This is a genomic window from Vibrio sp. Vb1755, from assembly GCF_033338635.1.
Taxonomy (GTDB): Bacteria; Pseudomonadota; Gammaproteobacteria; order Enterobacterales; family Vibrionaceae; genus Vibrio; species Vibrio alginolyticus.
In genome coordinates this window covers 1-25,176 of record NZ_JAWOTA010000010.1, presented here as the reverse complement: position 1 = coordinate 25,176, position 25,176 = coordinate 1, and the positions used below count along the sequence as shown (strand labels likewise).

The following is a 25,176-nucleotide window of genomic DNA, read 5'->3' as shown; positions in this document are numbered from 1 at the left end:
AATAGGACAACGATTATAGGGGAAGCGTTGCAAGGTGTCTAGATACCAACTAGGGCAATTGCGCTTAGTTTTTATCCACTTAGAACAGTAGATAATAAAAAAGGTGACCTAAAGTCACCTTTTTTGATTTCTAAAAGCTTGTATGCGCTGCGATTATTCGTCTAGGAAGCTGCGCAGAGTCTCTGAGCGGCTTGGGTGACGAAGTTTACGTAGTGCTTTTGCTTCGATCTGACGGATACGCTCACGAGTAACGTCGAACTGCTTACCAACTTCTTCTAGAGTATGGTCAGTGTTCATGTCAATACCAAAACGCATACGAAGTACTTTCGCTTCACGTGGCGTTAGACCTGCAAGCACGTCTTTTGTTGCCACCTTAAGGCTAGTTGCAGTTGCAGAATCTAGCGGAAGTTCTAGCGTTGTATCTTCGATAAAATCACCTAGATGCGAATCTTCGTCGTCACCGATTGGTGTCTCCATTGAGATAGGCTCTTTAGCGATTTTTAGAACTTTACGAATCTTGTCTTCTGGCATTTGCATGCGCTCTGCCAGTTCTTCCGGTAGTGGCTCGCGACCCATCTCTTGCAACATTTGACGAGAAATACGGTTTAGCTTGTTGATCGTTTCGATCATGTGTACCGGGATACGAATCGTACGTGCTTGGTCCGCGATTGAACGAGTGATTGCCTGACGGATCCACCACGTTGCGTAAGTCGAGAACTTGTAACCACGACGATATTCGAACTTATCTACTGCTTTCATCAGACCGATGTTACCTTCCTGGATCAGATCCAAGAACTGTAGGCCACGGTTGGTGTATTTCTTCGCGATAGAAATTACAAGACGCAAGTTCGCTTCAACCATCTCTTTCTTCGCACGGCGAGCTTTTGCTTCACCGATAGACATACGACGGCTGATGTCTTTAATGTTCTGTACGTTTAGAGAAGTCTCTTCTTCAATCATTTTTAGCTTAGCGATTGAACGACGGATTTCTTCTTCGTTACGTTTGATCTTTTCAGCGTATGGCTTGTCTGAAGCAAGAACTTCATCCAACCAAGCTTCACTTGATTCATTACCAGTGAACAGCGCGATGAATGATTTCTTCGGCATTTTGCCGTATTCAACGACAGACTTCATGATCAGGCGCTCTTGAGTACGAACGCGATCCATAGCAGTACGCAGTTCATTCACTAGGTGATCAAACTGTTTAGGTGTTAGACGAAACTCGCGGAATACGTCTAGCATCATTTCATTAGCAACGGTTGCTTTCGGGCTGTTATAGCCGTACTCGTTGATTGCTAATTGAAGATTTTGATAGGTGCTGCGTAGTTGGTTGAATTTCTCTAGCGCTAATTCTGGATCGATACCTACATCTTCTTCAGAATCATCTGAATCGTCATCGCTATCTTCGTCGTCATCAACGTCTTCATCGTCTTCTTCTTCTAACTGAGATTCAGTCAGTTCAGAACCGATGTGTGTTGCCGTTGGTGCAGCGGTGTCGTCAGCATCTGGATCTACAAAACCCGAAATTAGGTCTGTAAGACGTAGTTCTTCAGCTTGAACTTTGTCAAATTGCTCAAGAATGTACGGAATTGTGCCTGGGTATTCAGCAACAGACGATTGAACTTGGTTAATACCTTCTTCAATACGTTTTGCGATGTCGATTTCGCCTTCGCGAGTTAGAAGTTCGACAGTACCCATCTCACGCATGTACATACGTACTGGGTCTGTTGTACGACCAATCTCACTCTCTACGCTAGAAAGTGCAGCGGCTGCAGCTTCGGCTGCATCTTCATCGGTAATATTTGTGTCATCGTTCAGTGCTAAATCATCAGCATCAGGAGCAGTTTCTACTACCTTAATGCCCATGTCGTTGATCATCTGAATGATGTCTTCTACCTGTTCTGAATCTACGATTTCAGCAGGTAGGTGGTCATTTACTTCGGCGTAGGTCAGATAGCCTTGTTCCTTGCCTTTAATAACAAGTGACTTTAGCTGTGACTGCGGATTGTGATCCATAGACGGTATCCAACTTCGTAATCTGGTGAAGGAATCAGTATGCGAAATGCAAACCACTTACTATAACAAATTAAATCGTTGCTGACTAATTAAACAGGGTTACGCTTTTAAATCTAGCATAAGTGCTAGCAGCTCCCTTTTCTCTTCGGCTGATAAACCGACACTTCTTGCTTTGGCCTGCAGGTTTTCAATTTGTTTTTCTACGCACTGGGCAATAATTTTATCCAGTGAGTCTAAAAAGATTTCTTCTTGGTTGTCCTCATCGAGTGGAATGTCCCAACTCGCGAGACGAGACAGAAGGGTCTCATTTTGGCTGTTTCGCCAATGCTCTAATAATTGGCCTGTGTTGATATGGGGATGCGCTTGGCATTTATCAAGTACATCAACAAATAAACTTAGACCAGGAATGGGCAAATCTCTAACGCTAGTTAGATCTGGCACCATACTTACGTATTGTGGGTTTTGAATCAGTAACGCGATCACTTCTCGCATCGGCGTTCGCTTGATTTCTTTATGAGGTTGAGGCCTTTTATCCTCTTTACCTTGTTTTGAAATTAGCTGCTGTAGTTGGCGTTCATCAACCAAACCCAAACGGCGGCCAAGCAATTCTCTCAAGTATAGTCTTAAAGTGCCGCCAGGGACTTTATCAATGAGAGGAACCGCAAGAGTACTCAGTTTTGCCATGCCTTCTTTCGTGCTCATATCGACCTGCTGAGTCAATGAGCTGAACATGAATTCAGACAAGGGCATCGCATTAGACACTTGCTGCTCAAATGCTTGTTTTCCGTTTTGTCGGATATAAGAGTCGGGATCTTCTCCATCCGGCAAAAACATGAATTTTAACTGGCGACCATCCGTTAGGTAAGGCAATGCATTTTCCATGGCACGCCACGCGGCTTCACGGCCTGCGCGGTCACCGTCATAACAACACACGACGGTGCTTGTTTGCCTGAATAACACTTGCAAGTGATCGCCCGTTGTCGAGGTTCCCAATGAGGCAACGGAATAATCTACGCCATATTGAGCAAGCGCGACAACATCCATATAGCCTTCAACCACTAAAATTTGTGGTGGCTCACGATACGCTTGTAGTACTTCATAAAGGCCATACAACTCTTTACCTTTATGAAATATCGGGGTTTCGGGTGAGTTGAGATATTTTGGTGTCCCATCACCTAATACTCGACCACCAAAGCCTATTACTCGGCCGCGTCTGTCTCGAATAGGAAACATCACTCGACCACGGAATCGGTCGTAGCGGTTGCCTTTATCGTTTTCAATCAACATGCCGCCTGTGACGAGCATGTCTTGGTTTTCTTTATTCTGGCCAAAGTTCTTACGAACTAAATCCCATTCATCAGCCACATAGCCGATGCCAAACTTCTGGACGATTTCACCAGATAGGCCGCGATCTTTTAGATACTCAATCGCCACCTTACTTGCTGGCTGTTTGAGTTGGTTACGATAAAATTGAGCAATGCTGCCCATTAAGTCGTATAGGTTACGTTTTTCACTGCTGCTTGCTTGTGGGCCTGATTGAAACGAACCATTACCGCCGCTACGTTGTTCGCGAGGAACATCTAAACCCAAGTATGAAGCGAGTTCTTCAATGGCTTCGACGAATTCTAGTCGGTCGAATTCCATCAAAAAATCGATGGCATTTCCATGCGCGCCACAACCAAAACAATGGTAGAACTGCTTTTCTTGACTGACACTGAATGAGGGTGTCTTTTCGTTGTGGAAAGGGCAGCATGCGCCGTAGTTTTTGCCTTTTTTCTTAAGTTTCACACGTGCGTCGATGATATCGACAATATCAAGTCGAGCTAGAAGGTCATCGATAAAACTGCGAGGGATGTGTCCAGCCATAAAACCTAACAAAAAAAGAAGATGATGAGTGGAGTGAATGCCTTAAAAGAATGAGCGTATTGCCCATTGATTTCATTCCATCCATCCAGATACAAACAAGCCGTGCGCTCCAAAGGATAGCACGGCTTGCTGCAATTGGGTGGGGTACCTTAAGCCAATTTAGCGCGAACTAAACCGCTTACTTTACCCATATCTGCACGCCCTTGAATTTGCGGTTTCAGAACGCCCATTACTTTGCCCATGTCTTGCATGCCAGCTGCGCCAGATTCAGCAATCGCGTTCTCGATGAGAGCCGCTACTTCTTCGTCTGTCAGTGGTTGAGGCATAAAGTCCTCAAGAACGGTAATTTCTGCTTGTTCCGCATCAGCAAGATCTTGACGACCCGCTGCTTCAAACTGCGCTACAGAGTCGCGACGTTGTTTAACCATCTTGGTCAATACTGCAAGAATGTCGTCATCGTTCAGAGTAATCTGTTCGTCAACTTCACGTTGCTTGATTGCTGATAGGGCTAAACGAATAGTACCAAGGCGCAATTTGTCCTTGGCTTTCATCGCTAATTTTTGCTCTTCTTTGAGTTGATCAATCAGAGCCATAACTAAATTCCTTTTGGAGCTCAGTTATTAGTACAGGCGAACGCGACGAGCGTTTTCGCGAGCTAGCTTCTTAGCGTGACGCTTTTGAGCTGCTGCTTTAGCGCGTTTGCGAACTGTAGTTGGTTTTTCGTAGTGCTCACGACGACGCACTTCAGAAAGGATACCTGCTTTTTCGCAAGAGCGCTTAAAACGACGTAGAGCAACGTCGAACGGTTCGTTTTCACGTACTTTAACTACTGGCATATGCCTTTCACCTCAGGGGTTATTCGTTAACGCTGGTATTCAACAGACCAAATCACAATTGTTAGGTCTCTTACCAGCTTGATCAAAAATGGTGCGGAATTTTAATCCGATCACAACTACTTTGTAAAGCCTTTTGTCGATTATTGTCTGTACAAAATTTGTTTGCAGCACCAAGGCGAGGTAATATGACGCCCAAATTTCCTCTATACAGAAAGCATACTGAGAAAACCATGCGCATTATTGGTATTGAAACCTCTTGTGACGAGACTGGCATCGCAATTTATGACGATGAAAACGGTCTCTTGTCACACAAGCTATACAGCCAAGTAAAACTGCACGCAGATTACGGCGGTGTGGTGCCTGAGTTGGCTTCACGTGACCACGTAAAGAAAACCATTCCTCTTATTAAAGAGGCACTAAAAGAAGCGAACTTAACTTCAAAAGACATCGATGGTGTCGCGTATACCGCGGGGCCTGGTCTTGTTGGGGCGCTATTAGTGGGTGCGACTATCGGTCGCAGTATTGCTTATGCTTGGGGAGTGCCAGCGGTACCTGTTCATCATATGGAAGGTCACCTATTGGCCCCAATGTTGGAAGATAACCCTCCACCGTTCCCGTTTGTGGCGGTATTAGTATCGGGCGGCCACTCTATGATGGTGGAAGTGAGAGGCATCGGTGAGTACAAAATTCTAGGTGAGTCGATTGATGATGCGGCGGGCGAAGCGTTTGATAAAACAGCGAAGCTAATGGGTTTGGATTACCCAGGCGGTCCACTATTATCTAAACTGGCGGAAAAAGGTACACCGGGCCGCTTTAAGTTCCCGCGCCCAATGACGAATGTGCCAGGTTTGGACATGAGTTTCTCTGGTCTAAAAACCTTTACGGCTAACACGATTGCTGCAAACGGTGATGACGAGCAAACTCGCGCGGACATCGCATTAGCATTTGAAGAAGCTGTGTGTGCTACGTTGGCTATTAAATGTAAGCGCGCGCTTGAGCAAACAGGCATGAAACGTATTGTTATTGCTGGTGGTGTGAGTGCTAACCGTCGTTTGCGAGCTGAGTTAGAGAAGTTAGCGAAGAAAGTTGGCGGCGAAGTTTACTACCCACGTACTGAGTTCTGTACAGATAACGGTGCGATGATCGCTTACGCAGGCATGCAGCGCTTGAAGAATGGCGAAGTGGCTGACATGTCAGTAGAGGCTCGTCCACGTTGGCCAATTGATCAACTAACACCTGTCGCTTAGTCAAATTTATGCGGTAGGTTTGAAACCGGTTCTGTGTAATAAAGGTCTCTGCTCCTCAGAGGCCTTTATTTTTAATTATTCAATGAACCGCCTCGTTTTACATTCTGACTGATGCGATCAGTTCGCGATTGTTTCAGTGCTAGGATGACGTGGAAAAATAAGAAATGGATATAACAATGAATAAGTTTGAAATTGAAGGTCAGCAACTTGCTTATCTAGATAAAGGTGAGGGCCCTGTGCTTCTATTTGGTCATAGTTACCTTTGGGATAGCCAAATGTGGGCGCCGCAAGTTGAGGTTTTAAGCCAGTCATTCCGTTGTATTGTGCCAGATCTTTGGGCACATGGTGAATCGGACGCTGCACCTGCATCGACACAGTCATTGGCCGACTATGCACAACATATGTTGGCATTGATGGATCATTTAGATATCGAAGAGTTCTCGATAGTGGGCTTATCTGTTGGCGGCATGTGGGGAGCAGAGCTAACGGCTCAAGCGCCGCAACGTGTTAAGTCACTGGTATTGATGGATACCTTCATTGGCTGGGAGCCAGAAGTTACGTATAAAAAGTATTTTGCAATGCTTGATACCATCAGCCAAGTCCAAGCAGTGCCTGCGCCAATTATTGAAGCCGTTGTGCCGCTGTTCTTTGCCAATAACGTCAATCAGGATAACCCTAAACTTGTCGCTTCATTCAAACGCAGTTTAGAAGACCTGAATGGTGAGCGTGCGGTGGAAGTCGCTCGCATAGGGCGCATGGTGTTTGGTCGCCGGGATGTGATTGAGGATTCGGAAAAATTTGCTCTGCCGACGTTAATTGCAGTGGGCTGTGAAGATAAACCACGTCCAGTTTTTGAATCTTATTTAATGAAAGACTGTATCACAGGCAGTGAGTTGGTGGAGATTCCCCAAGCGGGACACATCAGTTGTTTAGAGCAGCCTGAGTTCGTCAACCAGATGTTGTTGAACTTCCTGAATCGAGTTCATGCGTAACCAATACATCCTTCTTTAAACGAAAAACTCGGCATTAAGCCGAGTTTTTTTGTGTCAGTTTTTTCTCGCCGATTTTTGGCTCGTCGCCAGACAAAAGCCGACGAATATTTTGATGATGCTTAAATACGATTAAGCAGCACAGCATAGCAACAGGTAACGTGTATTGCGGTTTAAACATCCAAGTATAAAACGGAGTGACCAAAACCGTGACGAGAGCCGCTAAGGATGAATAGCGGAATAGCGCGGCTACTGACAGCCAAGTTAACATTACCAATCCTGTTAAGTCCAAACCAATCGGAGCGATAGCGCCAAGCGCGGTTGCGACACCTTTTCCGCCTTTAAAGTGGAAAAAGATGGGGTACATGTGGCCAAGACAGGCAGCAATGGCGATGACGCCAAGAATGATAGGGTCGATACCAAGAAAGTATCCGCCCCACACGGGGATAGTGCCTTTGAGCATATCGCACAACAAGACTGAAACAGCGGCTCCTCGTCCGCCAATACGCAATACGTTCGTTGCTCCAGGATTGTTAGATCCCACACTGCGTGGGTCTGGCAGTTTTAAGAGTCGACAGATCAAAACCGCACTGGAAACCGAACCTAATAAATAGGCGGCCATTGTCATTATCAGTGCCAGTGCGTCCATAGAAGTCCTTGATGGATTGGAATTTAATGCTCGGTTCCCGCGTAGTTGCTATCATACCCCGAATTTACATAATGCAGAAATCCTCACTGTGATAGAGCTTGCATTATGTGATTTCTTGTATATAAAGATGCTTTCGCAGTTTATACCTAAGTAACATTGTGATGACCAAAGTAAATGTTACTTAGGTATAGAATACTACGATCAAATTACCCCTCACGGGTATCCGACCTCTGTAATAGAAGGACATAAGATGGCTCTGGATAAAGTTTTTATTGAACATTTAGAAGTAATCACCACCATTGGCGTGTACGACTGGGAACAACAAATCAAACAAAAGTTGGTTCTAGATATTGAAATGGCACACGATAATAAACCTGCGGGCAAAAGTGATGATGTGCAAGATGCACTGGATTATTCGCAGGTGAGTGAGGCGGTACTTAACCACATTGAAAATGGTCGTTTCTTATTGGTCGAGCGCGTGGCTGAAGAAGTAGCAGAGCTTATCATGCAGCGTTTCTCTGTGCCTTGGGTGAAAATCCGCCTAGCGAAGCCTGGCGCCGTGCCGCAAGCACGTGCTGTTGGTGTGGTGATTGAGCGAGGCCGAGCATGATCACCACTTATATCGGTGTTGGGACGAACGTAGAAAGAGAGCAACATGTGCTTGCTGCGTATCAGGAGCTGCAACGGCTTGGAGAAAATCTCCTCGTATCACCGATATATGAATGCGAACCTATTGGTTTTAGCAGCAAGAATTTCTACAACTTTGTCGTTGCAATGCGTACCGAGTTGTCATTAGAAGAGTTGAGCCATCAACTACGCGAGATTGAATTTAAGTGGGGACGCGAAGAAAACGCGCAAAAGTATCAGGATCGAACACTGGATCTCGATATAGTGTTGTTCGGTGAGCGCGTCTCCAAGAAAAAACCTGAGCTACCTCGCAGTGATATCTACAAATATCCTTTTGTCACAAAGCCGCTGTATGATCTCGAACCGCAATTAGTGATCCCAGGCGATGGACGCACAGTCGCAGACATTTGGCATGCTATGCAGCCAGTCGATTCGCTCAAACCCGTTTCCTTTCATTTTTAATTTGAGTTGTTTACATGAGTTATTTTGAAGCCTTTATTTTGGCTCTGATTCAGGGGCTGACAGAGTTTTTGCCTATCTCAAGCTCTGCCCATTTGATCCTGCCTTCCGCTATTTTAGGATGGGAAGATCAAGGTCTGGCCTTTGATGTTGCTGTTCACGTCGGTACATTAATGGCTGTCGTGATCTATTTTCGTCATGAAGTAATCACTTTGTTTCAAGCGTTATTTGCTTCGATCTTTAAAGGAGATCGCAGTAAAGAAGCTAAATTGGCTTGGATGATCGTGATTGCGACGATTCCAGCTTGTGTGTTCGGCTTATTGATGAAAGACATCATTGAAGTGTATCTACGTAGCGCTTACGTTATCGCGACTACTACGATCGTATTTGGCCTGTTGCTATGGTGGGTAGACAAAAACGCTAAACTCGTTGCCGATGAATACCAAACGGGTTGGAAGAAAGCTGTATTTATCGGTATTGCTCAAGCCTTAGCGATGATTCCTGGAACTTCACGTTCAGGGGCGACCATCACAGCAGCGCTTTACCTTGGCTTTACTCGAGAAGCGGCTGCGCGCTTTTCATTTTTAATGTCGATCCCAATCATTACATTAGCTGGTAGCTACTTAGGCATGAAGTTAGTGACCAGTGGTGAACCTGTCCATGTTGGTTTCTTAATGACTGGCATTATCACATCGTTTATCAGTGCGTACATCTGTATCCACTTCTTCTTGAAGATGATTTCACGCATGGGCATGACACCGTTTGTGATTTACCGTCTGATTTTGGGCATCGGTTTGTTCGCTTTTCTATTAAGTTCATAATTGATGTTAACGAAAAACGCCCGCGAAATCCGCGGGCGTTTTTGTTTGTTCGTTACTTCTTAAGTGCTGCTTTCACTGCTTCAATACGTCGTTTTTCTTGCTCGTCACGAATCGCAGGGCCTTTAAAGCCCTCTTTGATTATGATTTGAACGTCAACTGCCGCTGCTGCTTGGTAGGCTTGCCTAAAAATATCCGCCTGTGGATATGGTTGCGTTTCCAGTCCTTTACGACCAGCGTGATCCGCTTGGCAGCAAAGCAAGATATCTTGCAGACGTTCGGACTTACGCCACACATCGAGCTTATTGAGTATTTTAATTATGGTTTGTGGTTTAAGTTCAGCCGCGCGATGAATATTGGAGTGCTGTTCGCACACCATCAAGGCTAAATCACGAAACTCATTTGGTACCCGGACACGTTCGCACAGCTTTTTGATCAGTTTTAATCCTGTATGGCAATGCATTTTGTGGCTTGGCCATTCGCTCTCTGGCGTCACGCCCTTACCCAAGTCATGCACTTGGGCGGCAAACCTGACGGGGAGTGAGTTACTCAATTTTGCGGCTTGCTCTGCCACCATCAAAGTATGGATGCCAGTATCAATTTCTGGATGCCACTTCTCAGGTTGAGGTACGCCAAATAGTGCATCAATTTCAGGTAACACCACGGTTAATGCACCACAGTCTCGTAGAACCGATAAGAAAATATCAGGGCGAGGAGTAGAGAGAGATTTATGCCATTCTTGCCAAACACGCTCGGGAGTCAGTGTGCTCAGCTCTCCGGACTCTGCCATGTGACGCATTAACCGCATGGTTTCGTCGGCAACCGTAAAGTTTAGATCAGCAAGCTTCGCTGCGAAGCGAGCGACACGTAAAACGCGTAGAGGGTCTTCAATAAAGGCGTCTGATACATGGCGTAGCAGTTTATCGTTGAGATCTTGCTGGCCACCATATGGGTCATGGATCGTGCCATCACTCTCCATTGCCATCGCGTTAATGGTTAAATCACGACGTATCAAATCTTCTTCTAAGGTGACGTTTTGATCGAAGAAACATTCAAAACCAGTGTAACCAGAACCTGACTTTCTCTCTGTTCGTGCAAGGGCATATTCTTCTTTACTTTTGGGATGCAGAAATACAGGAAAGTCTTTACCAACGGCGGTGTATCCTTGGGACAGCATCATCTCGGGCGTCGCGCCTACGACCACCCAGTCGTTGTCATAACTATCAATTCCGAGCAATTTATCTCGAACTGCGCCACCTACTAAATAAACTTGCACGAATTACCTCTTAATTTATGGATATGCCGTTGGACATTGTAGCAAGCAATGGTACTTTTCTTTACTCCTAAGAATAGAAGAAGAGCGTTTATACCATGTCTGACTATTCCCAGGTGGTTTTTTAGCTGGAGAGCCTAATGTATAAGGACTTTTTTGGGTTTGTCGAACAACCATTTTCGATTGTTCCAAACTCACGTTATTTGTATTTAAGCCAACGTCACAAAGAGGCAATCACACATCTCCAAGCTGGGCTAGGCGATGGCGGTGGCTTTGCTATGCTTACTGGCGAAGTAGGTACAGGCAAAACGACCGTCGCAAAAGCGATGCTGGCGAATTTGGGTGATAACACCAAAGCGGGTCTTATTCTCAATCCCACGTTTTCGAGTAGAGACTTGCTCGAAGCCATTTGCGATGAGTTCAAAATCACCTATCCGCCAGATGCAAACCTCAAACAGCTAAACCAGGTTATCCATCAATATTTGCTGCGTAATTATCGTTCAGGCTGGCAGACATTGCTGGTCATTGATGAGGCTCAACACCTTGCTGCCGACGTTCTAGAGCAGTTGCGCTTGTTGACCAACTTGGAAACCGATACCAGAAAATTGCTCAAAGTGTTGTTGGTCGGGCAGCCTGAATTGCAGCGGTTATTACAAACAACACAACTACGCCAACTTGCCCAGCGTATTACCGGGCGTTATCACCTGTTGCCGTTGGATGAAAAAGAGACAGAAGATTACATCGCATTTCGACTACATACAGCAGGTGGCGACCAGCAACTGTTTAATCGTGCTTCTTGTAAACTTATAGCCAAATACAGTCACGGTATACCGCGGCTCATCAACCTTATCTGTGACAAATCCCTCAACATTAGTTATCACCAGGGTAATGTGGTGGTGGATAAGCAAACCGTTCAGCAGGCCTGTGAAGAGGTGATGCAGTTTCAGGCAGATATTTATCAGCAAGATAAAAAAGAGCGCCGGACTTTCCGTTGGCCTGCTTGGGGCTCTGTCACGGTAGGCCTTATTGCTGCATTAAGTACGGGGTGGGCGGTCGTGAATTATATGCCAGCTCAAGCGACGTCAGTGTTGACACAAGTGACGGAGCCAAGAGTAGAGCCAACACCAACCGTCGTAAGCCAACAGTTAACGGATGAGCAGCGTGATTTATTGTTAACACAAAAACAGTCGAACCTCGCTGTAAATGATTTGTATCGTTTGTGGGGGTATCAAGCATCGGTTCGCGATAATCTTTGTTTGTCAGAACCGCAGTCGACTATGCGTTGTGAGCGTAAAATGGCGACTTGGCCGCTGTTGATGCAACAAAATCGCCCTGTGATCTTGGAGTTGAATTATCAAGGTGATGTTGGGTATGTCATTCTATATGCCGTCGGTAATGACCAAGCTGAAGTGCTCAATGGCAAGCAGCGTCTGCGTCTGCCAGTTTCGTGGCTAAAGCCGTTGTGGCAGGGCAATATTATCGAACTGCGGCATGCTCCGCTGAATGAAACATTACGTTTAGACATGGAAGGCCCTGCGATTGAAGTATTAGACCGATTATTAGCAGAAGCGGTGAGTGAGCCACTGCTTGAAACGTCTATTTTTGATGGTGCGATGAAAGAGCGAGTCGAGTTATTTCAACGTTGGCAAGGAATTGGTGTCGATGGTATTGCAGGTAAGCGAACGCTAGACCGACTTCAGCAAAATGTTCAGCCAGATGCGCCTCAACTGGCGAGAATAGAGAAGGAGGACGCATAATGTCAGCTGTGAAACATATAGGTCTCTTCTTGCTGCCAATCACTGCTTCTGCTATCGGAGTCGCTTGGTACTTAGATCTCTTTGCACCGAGTGTTGAAGTAGATACAACGTCCCCGATAGAAAAGGTCGAAGTGGTATCACCTTTCAAAGTATTAGACTATCCAGAGAACACCCAGTTGGCCCAATTGCCAAGAGAGTGGCCAAGTGCAGAGCTATCGCGTGATTTTGGTACATTTACCACCCCCGATGAATACACGAGCCATACACCAAGCAGAGATGAAACACGCGACTCAGCATCAACCCAAACGACTTCTGCTGCTGAAGAGGACCTCGGGTTGTCTTTGGATGATCTGGATTTATCCTCATTATCTCCAGATTTAGCTAGGAAGGTCGAAAATGCCTTATCCCGAGATGATGACAATTCGTCATCACAAACGGCACGCGTGAACGATTTAGAGCGCAACGCTCACCAGTGGCAAGGGCGTCTACCTGCGCTTAATTTGCAAACCCATATGTACGCTAGTGATGAAAATCGCCGTTGGGTGAAAATTAACAATGTTGAGTATCATCAGGGGGATGTCGTTGATGATCAGGTCACTCTAAGAGAAATACAACCGCAAGCTGTGATTGTTGAGTTCCAAGGTGAGCAAATTCGTATACCAGCGTTGTATGAGTGGAAAGGGTAACTCTTGTAGAAACACATCAAGCCAGCGAAATCATATCGCTGGCTTTTTATTTTTCAGAGCATCTTTTGCATCTATTCTGGTGATGATTTCTAGATACTCAAACAAGCAAAATATAGCTTTCCTCAGTCGTTTAAATAGCACCAATATCATTCATCTATTGATAGCGCGATTCCAGTCAGCGTTGTGTAAAAAGACACCATCTTCACGAACTTCGGAGTAATGACTTGGTCCACGTTAGACCCCATCACATAATAGGAGTCTAAACAGAGACACATGCGTATTCTGATTTTTTCTTTAAGCATTGTTGCATCGACAAGCTATGCAGCAAAGCCAGACCCATTCCCAGTTACACCAGATAGTCGCGGGCAAGATTTCATGGTCAGTGCGACGAATCCTTACGTGAGCAGTACCGGTTACTCAATATTGAAAGAAGGCGGTAATGCTGTTGATGCTATGGTCGCGATGCAGATGGTGATGTCTGTCGTTGAGCCAGATATGACCGGAATTGGCGGCGGGACTTTCGCGCTGTTTTATCAACATGACGAGAAAAAATTTCTGGCCCTTGATGGTCGAGATGAAGCGCCCTCTAGCGCGAACCCTGAAATGTTTGTTGAGAATGGGGAAGTACTCAGTCGCAACGAAATATTAGGCCCTCGTTCTGTTGCGGTTCCGGGCACATTGCGGTTGCTTTACACCACTCATGAACAATATGGCAAGTTGCCATGGGCAGAGCTGATTAAGCCGGCGATTACATTGGCGAGCAATGGGTACGCGATGAACAGCTACACCTACGACATCGTAGTAAGAGAGCAAAGCCGACTTGAGCAAGATCCGGAAGTGAAAGCCTTGTATTGGCAAGGGGACGATATTAAGCCGACGGGAACCTTGATGAAGAACCCTAAGATGGCTGAGACGCTGAGGAAGATCGCGCAACAAGGCGATCGTTACCTTTATGGTGGTGAGCTTGGTCAGCACATCGTAGAGACGGTTAATAGTCGTATTGATGACCAACACGAGAAGTTGTCTTTAGAAGATTTTAAACATTACCAAGTGAAGCAGCGTGACATCATTGAGAGCGACTACCGTGGGAATAAAATCGTCTCTTTTGGTTACCCAGCTTCGGGCGGTGTGATGGTCGCTCAGAGTCTTGAACTGCTCGCACCCTATGACATTGCCCATATGGCGAAAACGGATGTGGAACCTTGGCGTCTCATGACTGAAGCGATGCGAATTGCAAAAGCCGATCGTATTGCGTATGCCGGAGATCCGGATTATGTGGAAACGCCAGTTGAACAGTTGTTGTCTAAAGCCTATCTAGATCAGAGACGTGATTTAATCCCTGATAATGGCACTTTAAAAGAGGATCCAAAAGCAGGACAGATAACGCAAACTCAGTATGCGCAATATCAAGGCTTCGAGAGCAAAGATACAGGGCATATTTCTATCGTCGATAGAGATGGAAATGCAATTGCGATGACCAGCACGGTAGGAACGGGTATGGGCTCGGGTGTGATGGTCGATGGCGTTATCTTGAATGCGCAGATGGCTAACTTCTCACCTCAGCCAACGGTTAACGGCAAGCCTACGCAAAACTCAATTGAAGCGGGCAAGCGTCCACGTTCGGCTATTACGCCATTAATGGTGATGGACAGTGATGATAACTTGCGTTTGGTGGTTGGGTCACCAGGTAGTTCACAAATCCCGGGGTATGTACTCAAAACCGTGGTTGGGGTGCTGGATTGGAATTTATCAGCGCAAGAGGCTATTGACTTACCAAACATCCAGTATGGCACTAAGATAGACCGCACCAAGTCTTATGACCCGACTGGTTTGCTGGTGGAAAAGAAAACGTTCGCAGAAATGTTGGTGCCTGAGTTTATGGAGCTTGGCTACCCAGTGCACGTTATTCCAGTGGTAAGCGGTTTGAATGCAATTGAGCTAAAAGATGGCAAGCTTTATGGCGCAACGGATCGTCGTCGAGCCTCTAGTTCAATGGGGGAGTAGTACTCACTTCTATCAAACGAAGCAAACTAAAAAGCCAGTCAATATCGACTGGCTTTTGCGTTCTTTTTAAAGATAAAAGCGTAAGGGTTTATGCCCAACCCGCAGGAGAGCGCTTTCTACGAGGCATGACATGCGGAAGAATCAAACCAAATAGTAAACCTAAACCTGCAACACCGCCGCCATAAGTGAAGTACTTAAGCAGCATGTCATCTTTTTGTGTATCCAGCTTTGCGCGTAGCTCGCGGTTTTCTGTTTCAACAGAAGTAAGCTGATCACTGATCTCAGAGTATTTATTTTCTAGATCTGAAATTTGTTGGTTACGTGTTTCGAGAGAGGTAACAAGACCTGCTTTCTCTGCATCAGAAGTTTGACGAGCATTAGCAAGCTGCTCTTTTACTTCGGCTAGCTCTTTCTCAATGCGAGGAAGGCGAATTGCCATGCTCTCTTGGTTTGTCACAAACTTGCTTTGTACCCAACCAGTGCGACCACGGTCATCACGAACTTGCGTGTAGCCAGTATCTCGGTTGGTTTTAATCAGTTGTACTTTAGAACCGGCGTTAACACTACCAATAATACGGTAGGTGTTATTTGGACCTGAGTGCATAAAAGTGAAGAGGTCATCAGAAATATAACGGTCTGCTGCTAGGGCCGCTGGCGCTGCTAGCAAAGTAAACAAAACCGTGATGATTAGTTTTTTCACAGTAAATCCCTTAACGATTTTTCTTGGAGACAGCGTTGGCACCGAATGATTGGAGCCGGAAATAGACGAATAGTATGCAGTTTCAAACTTCGGTGCAACAAAGAAGGGAGGCAAAGCCTCCCTTTCTGTGCGTTTGAGTCAATAATGACAAAGCGCTTACATTCTATTGACGAGTGTCTTAAGCGAACATCGCTTGAAGTCCGTAGAAGAATACTACGGCCAATAACGCACCCGCTGGTAGTGTAACGATCCATGATGCCACGATGTTACGAACTACGCCTAGGTTCAGTGCTGCGATACCACGAGCAAAGCCAACACCGAGAACCGCACCAACCAATGTTTGAGTGGTTGAAATTGGCAGGCCTGTACCAGACGCTAGAACTACCGTACATGCTGTTGCTAGCTGTGCTGCAAAACCGCGGCTAGGCGTTAGCTCAGTGATGCCTGTACCAACGGTTGCCATTACTTTGTGACCTAGTGTTGCAAGACCGACCACGATACCAATACCACCAAGAGGTAGAATCCACCAAGCGATGGTGCTTTTCGTGCTGATTTCGCCCATGTGTTCAACAGTCGATACGACAGCAGACAGTGGACCAATGGCGTTTGCAACGTCGTTTGAACCGTGTGCAAATGCCATCGCACAAGCGGTGATAACCATCAGAACGCTGAAGATACCTTCCACGCCAGAAAAGCTGCGGTCTTCTTCGCGATTAGCGAATTTTTTCTGGATGTATACGTAGCCGCCAATCATCACAAGTGCTGAAACTGCTGCTGCCCACATCCAGGCTTCACCATTGGTCAGGTGAAGACCAACGTGTTTTAGACCTTTTTTGATGGTTACAAGTGCAATCACCATTGTTGTGATGAACATGTAAACAGGTACAAAACGTTTCGCGTTAAACAGAGGGTTCTCAGTATCAAAAATCAGGCGCTGTGCGCTGACAAAGATAACGTAAGCAAAGAAACCTGAAATCACTGGCGTAATAATCCAGCTACCAACAATGCCTTGAACGCTGCCCCAGTCAACCGCTTCAGTACCTACTGATACGCATGCAAAACCAATGATTGCACCGATGATTGAGTGAGTCGTTGATACTGGCCAGCCCATGTAAGAAGCAAGAAGCAGCCATGTACCTGCTGCTAAAAGCGCAGACATCATGCCGTAGACAAGAACATCTGGTTGACTAGCAAATAAAGAAGTTTCGATTACACCTTTACGGATAGTGTCGGTTACTTCACCGCCTGCAAGGTAAGCACCTGCAAATTCGAAGATCATCGCAATGATGATAGCTTGTTTTACAGTTAGCGCTTTTGAACCTACAGATGTACCCATCGCATTAGCAACGTCGTTCGCGCCAATACCAATCGCCATCATGAAACCAAAAATCGCTGCAACAATAATCAGGACAGTGCCGTAGTTCGCAAGGATATCCATCGTAATACCTAGTTGTTTTATAACAAGCGGAACAAAATTTTACGCGCGCCAAACCATAAGACGATGAAAATAGTCATCGTCCCTATGACACGTGTTAATTATGCTCTTCGTTATGTCGTTAACTTTATGTTTTAAGATCGAGATAGCATGACTTCCAAACGAGCACCTACGCGCTGCGCTTGGTCGGCAATACCACCTACCCATTCAAGAATCTTGTATAGGAACATGACATCGATAGGGTTCATGTCAGCTTCAATCACCATCAACTGTTGGCGAAGTTCAATCTGCATGGCATCGGTATCATCTTCGATAACGTCTAATTGATGAATCATTTCAGCGACGAGCGTCACTTCACGGCCTTTGAAGCCGGTTTCTAGCAATTCATCAAGTTCATTGATTACCTTTTGCGCCTGATCGGCAGCATCAAGACAACGTTGAACGTAAGCGAGGAAGTTTGGTTGGAGAGCCTCAGGGATGACAAGTTGACGACCATATACACGGCCAGCAATGTCTTTTGCCAGGTTTGCAAGTTTGTCCTGTTGAGTCAAAAGCTCAAGCATGTCAGTACGGTCGACTGGCATGAACAAACCGCGAGGCAGTTTTAGACGGATTTCACGTTTCAGCACATCCGCTTCTTTCTCTAGGTGAGAAATTTGTGCACGGATTTCTGCTGCTTTTTCCCAATCACCCTTTGAAGATACTTCAAAGAATTTCACCAAGTGTGAACAACATTCGTTGACACACACAACGTGGCGTTGCAAAGGCTTAATTGGGGACTTTGCAAATAACCCCATAATTGTATTTACTGGCATGGTCATTCAACCTAATAACTATAACCTTAAAAAAACATACACCATTTCTGAGTGCTTGGCGAAATGTTGAACGATGGCTATAAAGGCGCGCATGGTAACGCATTAAATCGCTCATTAAAACTGTTTTAGATCATCATTCCGGCGATATTTCTCTCTTGCCGTGTGAGAAATTACGCAATATCCTGTTTCTATCTGCTTTGAAAGGTATAGCTATGGAAACCGAAATAGAACTGAAGTTTTTTGTTTCTCCTGAATTTTCAGAAACTTTAAAAGAAAAAATTTCTGAGACAAAAGTACTTCAGCATAGTTGTCGTGACTTGGGTAACACCTATTTTGATACTGCCGATAAATGGCTTCGAAAGCACGACATTGGTTTAAGAATTCGCCGTTTTGATGATGTATTCGTCCAAACCGTAAAGACAGCAGGACGCGTCGTCGCAGGCTTACATCAAAGACCAGAATACAATGCTGAGCACACTAGCGACGAGCCTAATCTGTCGCTTCATCCTCTAGATATTTGGCCTCCAGGTAAAGATGCAGAAACGCTGCAATCCGAGCTTATGCCATTATTCTCGACCAACTTCACACGTGAACAATGGCTGATTGGCATGCCCGATGGCAGTCAGATTGAAGTTGCCTTTGACCAAGGCTTAGTTGTAGCCAAAGGTGAAGACGAAGAAGAGAAGCAAGAGCCGATTTGCGAAGTTGAACTGGAACTTAAGTCTGGCCAAACCGAAGCTTTATTCACGCTGGCACGCAGCTTTTGCGAGCAAGGCGGTATGCGCTTGGGTAACTTGAGCAAAGCGGCGAAAGGTTATCGACTTGCAAGCGGTTATGCGGGTGATGAAGTAAAATCATTGGCACTTGTGGACAGTAGTCCGACGGATACCGTTGAATTTTGCTTGATCAACTCTTTAGAGCACGCTTTGTCTCATTGGCATTATCACGAGCAAATTTATGCTGAGCGTGACAGCGTGGAAGCACTGCGTGAAATCAGTAATGCCATTCGTTTCATTCGTCAAACATTGACTATTTTTGGCGGGATTGTCCCTCGTCGCGCGAGCGCGATTCTGCGCCAAGAGCTTAAATGGTTGGAAGAAGAACTGAGTTGGTTGGATGAACATGCACACCTTGAAGAGCTCTTAGATGACAAAGGTAATGTGCTGCGTAAGTTGGATGCGCGTAAGTTCTTAGTATCTGAGTTGACTCAGCAGTTACAAGAGTTGCCAAGCCGTGAAGAAGTGCTAGGGTTGCTCAATTCCGCGCGTTACACAGGGTTACTGCTGGATCTAAGCCGCTGGATCTTGGCGCGCGGTTGGCAGCCATTTCTTGATGAAAAAGCACGTGAAAAAATGGCAAGTAACATCATGCCGTTTTCAGTTACTCAGCTCGATCGCACTTGGGCTGAGCTAATGGAAGCTTTCCCAGCAGAGCGCGATTTGACGGCGCAAGAGTACGTTGATCAGCGTTATCGCTTATTGCGTAATCTCTATACCGGTATTGGTTTCGCGAGTTTGTATAACTCGGATGAGCGTAACAGCTTCCGTTTACCATGGGCGGATCTGGTGCATGGTATCGATGATCTTCTAATGCTGAACCACTTGCTCCCGTTGGTTGATATGCTGGAAGACGCAGAAAAAGAGCAGTTAGAACGCTGGTTGCACCGTCAAGAGCGCTCAATTTTACATGCAATGGATCAAACCCGAGCGATTAGTGTGGAAGTGCAGCCTTATTGGCGTGAATGATCGTTCTGGTGATAAGAACAAAAAAATAGGACCGCATGGTCCTATTTTTTTGTCTCTGTTTTACGTTGTTGTAGCTCTTTTTCCATGAAATCGAGTCGTTCTAGTATTTGCGCTTGTTGGCTTAGGAGCTGCTCGAGCATACGTTCTTTATTGATTGAACTGTGCGTCTGTTGTTTCGTTGGGGCAGTAAGGATAGATGTGATAAGACCCGAGATCATACCAAAGATACCCACCCCGCAAACAATGATGATGACAGCCAAAAACTTTCCTATGGAGGTCACAGGATAATGATCGCCGTAACCAACCGTTGAGATCGTTACAAATACCCACCACAAAGCATCGGCGCCAGTGCGAATATTCGCTTCTGGGTTTTTCGCTTCGATAAACAGCATTGCACTAGAACCGAGCGTTATGAGGATAACCATCAATAGCAGTATAGAGGCGACCGTAGTTTCGCGGCGGTTTTCTTTGAGCTGATGCAAAATGAACTTTGACGAACGCAGTACTAATACCACTCGCATAATATGAAAAATACGAGCAAAGCGCAGGGGCTCTATCAATGGGATGCTCGCCACGAAATCTATCCAATGACGTTTAAGGAATAACCAGCGATCTGTGGACCGGATCAAATCAATGGTGAGCTGTAGTAGAAAAATACTACAGATTATGAAATCCAGACCGATAAGAACTTGACGGGTTTCGTGATCGATCGGGAAAAACAACAAGCCAGAGATCACAAATAGTGCCATAAAAGACAATATTAGTGACAACAGGCCCATCGGTCGTGTGCTGTCTTTGATATCATTGTTTTTCATACGAAGCTCAAAATAAATCGCGTAACCACGCAAAGCGCGAACATAACTATAAGTAATATAAAGATTATAGATAAAGACTATATAAGACTCGGTGGAGAACTGACAATGGAAAAGCTGGCATTTAAGCCATGGGAAAGGGTCATATCCGACATTCGACTGGTGCCTAAAATGGTCATGTTGATGGTCTTCAGTACTGTCCTGATCGTGGCAAAACAACTGTGGGACGCAAACACTTTTTACGACTCACTTTTAGCGGCGACACAAAACGCGCAAGTTGCCCAACAGCATTATGAAGCATACTTAACGCAAGTTGCTTGGCAAACCGCCTTATTGATAGTGGTTTTTGTCGTGCTCTTATTAGCGGCGGCTAGAGTGATGTTGCGTCAAACACAGTATCTGAGCGACGCGATCAAACTGATGGCGAGCAAGAACCTCTCTGTTCCATTTGGTATGGATTGTAAAGATGAATACGGAGACGTGGCACGTGAATTAGAAAAGACACGTCGACAATTGCACGATGTGATTCAAATGCAAATTAATGCGTCTGATGAATTATCAACGCTCACCGAAGTCATGACACTGAGCATGTCGGAAACGAAGGAATCGGCGCAAGAAGAGTTTAACGAAATTGATCAACTTGCTACGGCGATGAGTGAAATGTCGTCGACGGTCCAAACGGTTGCGGAACATGCCCAGACGGCCTCTTCTCTGACAGAGCAAGCTTCCGCACAAGCAATTTCTGGTCAGCAGTTCTTGCAAAGTACAATGGCGAAAATGAGTGAACTTTCGTCGGATATCGCTTCATCGGCACAAGCGGTTAACCAAGTTGAAGAACGTGTTGAAGCCATTGGTAGCGTTGTAGGGACGATTCAAGGCATTTCTGAACAAACCAACCTGCTTGCACTGAATGCGGCGATTGAAGCGGCGCGAGCTGGCGAGGCTGGGCGGGGTTTTGCTGTGGTTGCAGATGAAGTTCGTAACCTTGCCCAACGTACACAACAAGCGACGGTAGAAATTCAAGAGATGATCGCACAGCTGCAAACCAGTGCTGAATCTGCGGTAGAACTCATGGAAAAAAGCGTTGTAGAAGCGGCAGATGGAAACGAGCTGGTTTCTAATGCTGGATCTGAGCTCGATGGTATTGTTGGGCAAGTGACGCAAATCAATGACATGAACTTCCAGATCGCGACGGCGTCTGGTCAGCAAAGCAGTGTTGCAGAAGAGATGAGCCAAAACCTCACCAATGTACGTGAGTTGGTGGAAGCCTCAGTTGTTGTTGTTACCGAGCTGCTAGAAACCTCTGAAATGATGCAAAATAATGCAGGTGAGCTAGACAAGAAGATCAAATCTTTCCAAGTTTAATATTCGATCCCGAACTTTTGATAAAACGCCCACAAACCTTTTGTGGGCGTTTTTATTTGCTTTCAGTCTGGTATAAAGAGTGAGTTACCGTGCTTTTCAAACAAGGAAGAAAAATGCAGCTGCCTTCGCCACTGATTTCTATCGCTGAATCTGCCGTACAAGACGCCCAAGACGCAGGTTATTTTCCCCTTTGGCCCGATGAGGTTGCGCAGCAATTTCGTTATGTGGCGGGCTTAAGCCAGTTTATAACTGAAGCCATTCATCGCGATGAAGTCCTAGCCCGTGAGTTGCCAAGTATGTTAGCGCAGCCAAGTCGTCAGGAGTCTTACCGCTCACGCCTTGCTGAACTGTTGGAACAATGTCCTGATGAGATGTCTGGTCATCGCGTATTGCGTCAGTTTCGCAACCGAGAAATGGTGTACATTGCGTGGAAGGATTTCACGCATGCATGGTCGCTAGAGACGTCTTTAAGCCACTTATCTGAGTTGGCAGAAGCGATGATTTTTGAAACCTATCAATGGCAATATCAAGTGTGTTGTCAGGAGTGGGGCACGCCAACAAGTGAGGACGGTGAAGTGCAGCCGATGTTAATTATCGGCATGGGGAAACTGGGTGGTGGCGAGTTAAACTTTTCTTCCGATATTGATCTAATTTTCACGTACCCAGAGAATGGCGAAACCCAAGGCGCACGCCGCAGCATTGCCAATGCCCAGTTCTTTACTCGTCTTGGTCAACGCATCATCAAAGCGCTCGACCAACAAACCTTCGATGGTTTTTGCTACCGCGTCGACATGCGACTTCGCCCATTTGGAGAAAGTGGCCCCTTGGTAATGAGCTATGCCGCACTTGAAGATTATTACCAAGAGCAGGGGCGAGATTGGGAACGTTACGCGATGATCAAAGCTCGGGTGATGGGATGTGAGATGTACCCGCAGTATCAAGAGCTACGCCAAATGCTGCGCCCTTTTGTTTTTCGTCGTTATATTGATTTCAGTGCGATTCAATCTTTGCGTCGAATGAAGTCGATGATCAGTAGCGAGGTTCGCCGCCGAGGGTTGAATAACAACATTAAGCTAGGTGCGGGTGGCATTCGAGAAATTGAATTTATCGCTCAAGTTTTTCAATTGATTCGAGGTGGTCGAGAACCTTCTTTACGTAATCGAGGGCTGTTGGAAACGCTGCAAGGCATTGAAGAACTGGCATTGCTTACTCCACAAGAAGTCAGCGATCTAGAAGCCGCATACAAGTACTTGCGTCAATTAGAAAACTTGTTGCAAGCAATGGCGGATAAGCAAACCCAGACGCTGCCTGATTGCGAAACCGAACGCTTAAAGCTCGCCACCGCGATGAAAATGAGCTGTTGGGAGCAATTGATTGAGCAAACCCAGCAGCATATGGCAAATGTTCACCAAGTTTTTGAATCACTAATTGGTGATGATGAAGAAGACGAGGGGACTACCGTTGCTCGTCATTTTCATGAGCTATGGGATATGGCCGACAAACAAGATGTTCTTGAGCATATCTTGCAGCAGGATATTCAGATTGAAGACTTTGCTTCATGCGCGAAAACCATCATCAACTTTAAAACCGATCTGGCCAAAAAAACGTTAGGCCCACGTGGACGCGAAGTGCTCAATCGTTTGATGCCGAAAGTGTTTGATGCGGTCTTTGCCCATCCTGATGCACAGTTTGGTTTATCTCGTGTACTTCACTTGCTACACAACATCTGCACTCGCACGACTTACTTGGAATTATTGGATGAGCATCCAGCGGCTCTGGTGCAGCTCGTACGTTTGTGTACCGCAAGCCCAATGATTTCAGAGCAGCTGTCTCGTTATCCTATCTTGCTTGATGAGTTGATCGACCCTGCGCAGCTGTACAATCCCATTCCATTAGACAGTTACCGTACAGAGCTACGTGATTATTTGGCGCGTATTCCTGAAGATGATATGGAACAGCAAATGGAAGCGTTGCGTCAGTTTAAGCAAATTTGTATTTTGCGTATTGCAGCGGCAGATATTGCTGGCGCATTGCCAGTGATGAAAGTGAGTGACCATTTAACTTATTTAGCGGAAGCTATCGTTGATGCGGTGATCAGTCAGGCTTGGTTGCAAGTGTCTGAAAAGTACGGCGAGCCAACGCATGTGAAAGATCGTGAAGGTAAAGGCTTTGCTGTAATTGGCTATGGTAAAGTCGGAGGGTGGGAGCTCGGCTATAACTCCGACTTGGATATTGTCTTCATGCATGACTGCCCAGTCAATGTCTACACTGACGGCAAAAAAGAGATTGATGGTCGTCAGTTCTACCTTCGTTTAGCACAGCGTATCATTCATATTTTCTCCACTCGCACCGCTTCCGGTATTTTATACGAGGTCGATACCCGATTGCGTCCGTCGGGTGCATCGGGTTTGTTGGTTAGTCCAACGGACGCGTTCGACGACTATCAACATCAAGACGCGTGGACATGGGAGCATCAAGCACTTGTCCGCGCGCGCATGATTTATGGTGATGAACCACTGGCAATTGCATTTCACAATACGCGGCATGATGTGCTGTGCAAAGCACGCGATCAAGCTGAACTGAAAAAAGACGTTGTCGAAATGAGAGAAAAAATGCGCGGTCATCTTGGGGGGAAAAAGCCAGGCCGCTTTATGCTCAAGCAAGATGTAGGTGGGATTACCGATATCGAATTTCTCGCTCAGTACCTAGTGCTCAACTATAGTCACGATAAGCCGAAATTGACGCGTTGGTGTGATAATGTGCGCATCTTTGAAATGCTCATTGCGCAAGATGTTATGGACGAAGACCAAGCAATGCAGTTGATACGTGCTTACACGACAATGCGCAACGAAATACACCGCCGAAATCTACTCAATTTAGACGCTGATGTGGTGGAAGATAAGTTTGTTGCCGAAAGGGAGTGGGTAAAACAGGCTTGGAATCAGTGGTTCAGTTAAGACCATATATTTAGCCTCGATAAGGGCTGTGATAAACTCACTTCGATTTAATTTTTGGAGACCAACAATGAAACCAATTCTACCTGATTACAACAGCGCTGGTGTGCTCATCATCGGTGA

At 45.8% G+C, this 25,176-nt stretch carries 21 protein-coding genes; 11 read left to right on the top strand and 10 right to left on the bottom strand.

Going from position 1 to position 25,176, the window contains the following annotated elements:
- Positions 1 to 153: 153 nt before the first annotated feature.
- The 4 genes from rpoD to rpsU all read right to left on the bottom strand — a co-directional run bounded on the left by rpoD (position 154) and on the right by rpsU (position 4,718).
- Positions 154 to 2,016 carry an RNA polymerase sigma factor RpoD gene (gene rpoD, locus R7E00_RS11150; RefSeq protein WP_005395986.1) on the bottom strand — a complete coding sequence of 621 codons (1,863 nt, stop codon included), beginning with the start codon at positions 2,014 to 2,016 and terminating at the stop codon, positions 154 to 156.
- A 99-nt stretch (positions 2,017 to 2,115) separates the two neighbouring features.
- Positions 2,116 to 3,882: a DNA primase gene (gene dnaG / locus R7E00_RS11145; protein ID WP_005379719.1), complete on the bottom strand. Its 1,767-nt coding sequence runs from the start codon at positions 3,880 to 3,882 to the stop codon at positions 2,116 to 2,118.
- 149 nt (positions 3,883 to 4,031) lie between these two features.
- Complete coding sequence (locus tag R7E00_RS11140) at positions 4,032 to 4,475, bottom strand: GatB/YqeY domain-containing protein (RefSeq protein WP_005379720.1); 444 nt, start codon at positions 4,473 to 4,475, stop codon at positions 4,032 to 4,034.
- Positions 4,476 to 4,502: 27 nt separating this feature from the next.
- Positions 4,503 to 4,718, bottom strand: coding sequence for a 30S ribosomal protein S21 (gene rpsU / locus R7E00_RS11135; protein WP_001145625.1), 216 nt, complete (start codon positions 4,716 to 4,718; stop codon positions 4,503 to 4,505).
- 230 nt (positions 4,719 to 4,948) lie between these two features.
- Between rpsU and tsaD the strand changes: the two genes are divergently transcribed.
- Positions 4,949 to 5,965 (top strand): tRNA (adenosine(37)-N6)-threonylcarbamoyltransferase complex transferase subunit TsaD, encoded by a 1,017-nt coding sequence (tsaD, locus tag R7E00_RS11130; RefSeq protein WP_005379854.1) that lies wholly within the window; start codon positions 4,949 to 4,951, stop codon positions 5,963 to 5,965.
- 176 nt (positions 5,966 to 6,141) lie between these two features.
- The gene (locus tag R7E00_RS11125; protein WP_065274166.1) at positions 6,142 to 6,957 is read left to right on the top strand and encodes an alpha/beta fold hydrolase; all 816 of its coding nucleotides are present in this window, start codon (positions 6,142 to 6,144) and stop codon (positions 6,955 to 6,957) included.
- A gap of 34 nt (positions 6,958 to 6,991) precedes the next feature.
- On the opposite strand, the gene plsY is transcribed toward R7E00_RS11125, so the two are convergent.
- Complete coding sequence (gene plsY / locus R7E00_RS11120) at positions 6,992 to 7,603, bottom strand: glycerol-3-phosphate 1-O-acyltransferase PlsY (RefSeq protein ID WP_005379857.1); 612 nt, start codon at positions 7,601 to 7,603, stop codon at positions 6,992 to 6,994.
- 250 nt (positions 7,604 to 7,853) lie between these two features.
- Between plsY and folB the strand changes: the two genes are divergently transcribed.
- Genes folB through R7E00_RS11105 form a run of 3 tightly spaced genes read left to right on the top strand, consistent with a single transcriptional unit; the run spans position 7,854 to position 9,510 of the window.
- Positions 7,854 to 8,213: a bifunctional dihydroneopterin aldolase/7,8-dihydroneopterin epimerase gene (folB, locus tag R7E00_RS11115; protein ID WP_213867127.1), complete on the top strand. Its 360-nt coding sequence runs from the start codon at positions 7,854 to 7,856 to the stop codon at positions 8,211 to 8,213.
- Entirely contained in the window at positions 8,210 to 8,692 is a 483-nt protein-coding gene (folK, locus tag R7E00_RS11110) for a 2-amino-4-hydroxy-6-hydroxymethyldihydropteridine diphosphokinase (protein ID WP_005387457.1), read from the top strand. Before folB ends, folK begins: the two co-directional genes overlap by 4 nt.
- Before the next feature lie 14 nt (positions 8,693 to 8,706).
- Positions 8,707 to 9,510, top strand: coding sequence for an undecaprenyl-diphosphate phosphatase (locus tag R7E00_RS11105; RefSeq protein ID WP_033906080.1), 804 nt, complete (start codon positions 8,707 to 8,709; stop codon positions 9,508 to 9,510).
- Positions 9,511 to 9,562: 52 nt separating this feature from the next.
- Here the strand turns inward: R7E00_RS11105 and R7E00_RS11100 are convergent, their stop codons facing one another.
- Complete coding sequence (locus R7E00_RS11100; protein WP_053306866.1) at positions 9,563 to 10,783, bottom strand: multifunctional CCA addition/repair protein; 1,221 nt, start codon at positions 10,781 to 10,783, stop codon at positions 9,563 to 9,565.
- A gap of 137 nt (positions 10,784 to 10,920) precedes the next feature.
- Here R7E00_RS11100 and R7E00_RS11095 point away from each other — a divergent pair, with 137 nt between their 5' ends.
- The 3 genes from R7E00_RS11095 to ggt all read left to right on the top strand — a co-directional run bounded on the left by R7E00_RS11095 (position 10,921) and on the right by ggt (position 15,227).
- Positions 10,921 to 12,537, top strand: coding sequence for an ExeA family protein (locus R7E00_RS11095; RefSeq protein ID WP_025768392.1), 1,617 nt, complete (start codon positions 10,921 to 10,923; stop codon positions 12,535 to 12,537).
- Entirely contained in the window at positions 12,537 to 13,223 is a 687-nt protein-coding gene (locus R7E00_RS11090) for a general secretion pathway protein GspB (protein ID WP_005379904.1), read from the top strand. The genes R7E00_RS11095 and R7E00_RS11090 overlap by 1 nt, the downstream gene beginning before the upstream one ends.
- Positions 13,224 to 13,496: 273 nt before the next feature.
- A complete protein-coding gene (gene ggt, locus R7E00_RS11085) occupies positions 13,497 to 15,227 on the top strand; it encodes a gamma-glutamyltransferase (RefSeq protein ID WP_025768393.1) in 1,731 nt (576 codons plus the stop codon).
- An 88-nt stretch (positions 15,228 to 15,315) separates the two neighbouring features.
- Here ggt and R7E00_RS11080 read toward each other — a convergent pair whose 3' ends face one another.
- The 3 genes from R7E00_RS11080 to R7E00_RS11070 form a co-directional block, all read right to left on the bottom strand.
- On the bottom strand, positions 15,316 to 15,927 hold the full coding sequence (locus tag R7E00_RS11080) for a TIGR04211 family SH3 domain-containing protein (protein ID WP_005379900.1): 612 nt from the start codon (positions 15,925 to 15,927) through the stop codon (positions 15,316 to 15,318).
- 178 nt (positions 15,928 to 16,105) lie between these two features.
- Complete coding sequence (locus R7E00_RS11075) at positions 16,106 to 17,365, bottom strand: inorganic phosphate transporter (protein ID WP_005379898.1); 1,260 nt, start codon at positions 17,363 to 17,365, stop codon at positions 16,106 to 16,108.
- A 131-nt stretch (positions 17,366 to 17,496) separates the two neighbouring features.
- Positions 17,497 to 18,177: a TIGR00153 family protein gene (locus R7E00_RS11070; RefSeq protein WP_005379896.1), complete on the bottom strand. Its 681-nt coding sequence runs from the start codon at positions 18,175 to 18,177 to the stop codon at positions 17,497 to 17,499.
- Positions 18,178 to 18,389: 212 nt separating this feature from the next.
- Between R7E00_RS11070 and R7E00_RS11065 the strand changes: the two genes are divergently transcribed.
- Complete coding sequence (locus tag R7E00_RS11065; RefSeq protein WP_005379894.1) at positions 18,390 to 19,922, top strand: inorganic triphosphatase; 1,533 nt, start codon at positions 18,390 to 18,392, stop codon at positions 19,920 to 19,922.
- 41 nt (positions 19,923 to 19,963) lie between these two features.
- Here the strand turns inward: R7E00_RS11065 and R7E00_RS11060 are convergent, their stop codons facing one another.
- The gene (locus tag R7E00_RS11060) at positions 19,964 to 20,737 is read right to left on the bottom strand and encodes a potassium channel family protein (RefSeq protein ID WP_005387432.1); all 774 of its coding nucleotides are present in this window, start codon (positions 20,735 to 20,737) and stop codon (positions 19,964 to 19,966) included.
- Between the two features lie 105 nt (positions 20,738 to 20,842).
- Between R7E00_RS11060 and R7E00_RS11055 the strand changes: the two genes are divergently transcribed.
- On the top strand, positions 20,843 to 22,099 hold the full coding sequence (locus R7E00_RS11055) for a methyl-accepting chemotaxis protein (RefSeq protein ID WP_005379890.1): 1,257 nt from the start codon (positions 20,843 to 20,845) through the stop codon (positions 22,097 to 22,099).
- 113 nt (positions 22,100 to 22,212) lie between these two features.
- The gene (gene glnE / locus R7E00_RS11050; protein ID WP_262606258.1) at positions 22,213 to 25,056 is read left to right on the top strand and encodes a bifunctional [glutamate--ammonia ligase]-adenylyl-L-tyrosine phosphorylase/[glutamate--ammonia-ligase] adenylyltransferase; all 2,844 of its coding nucleotides are present in this window, start codon (positions 22,213 to 22,215) and stop codon (positions 25,054 to 25,056) included.
- Positions 25,057 to 25,176: the final 120 nt, after the last annotated feature.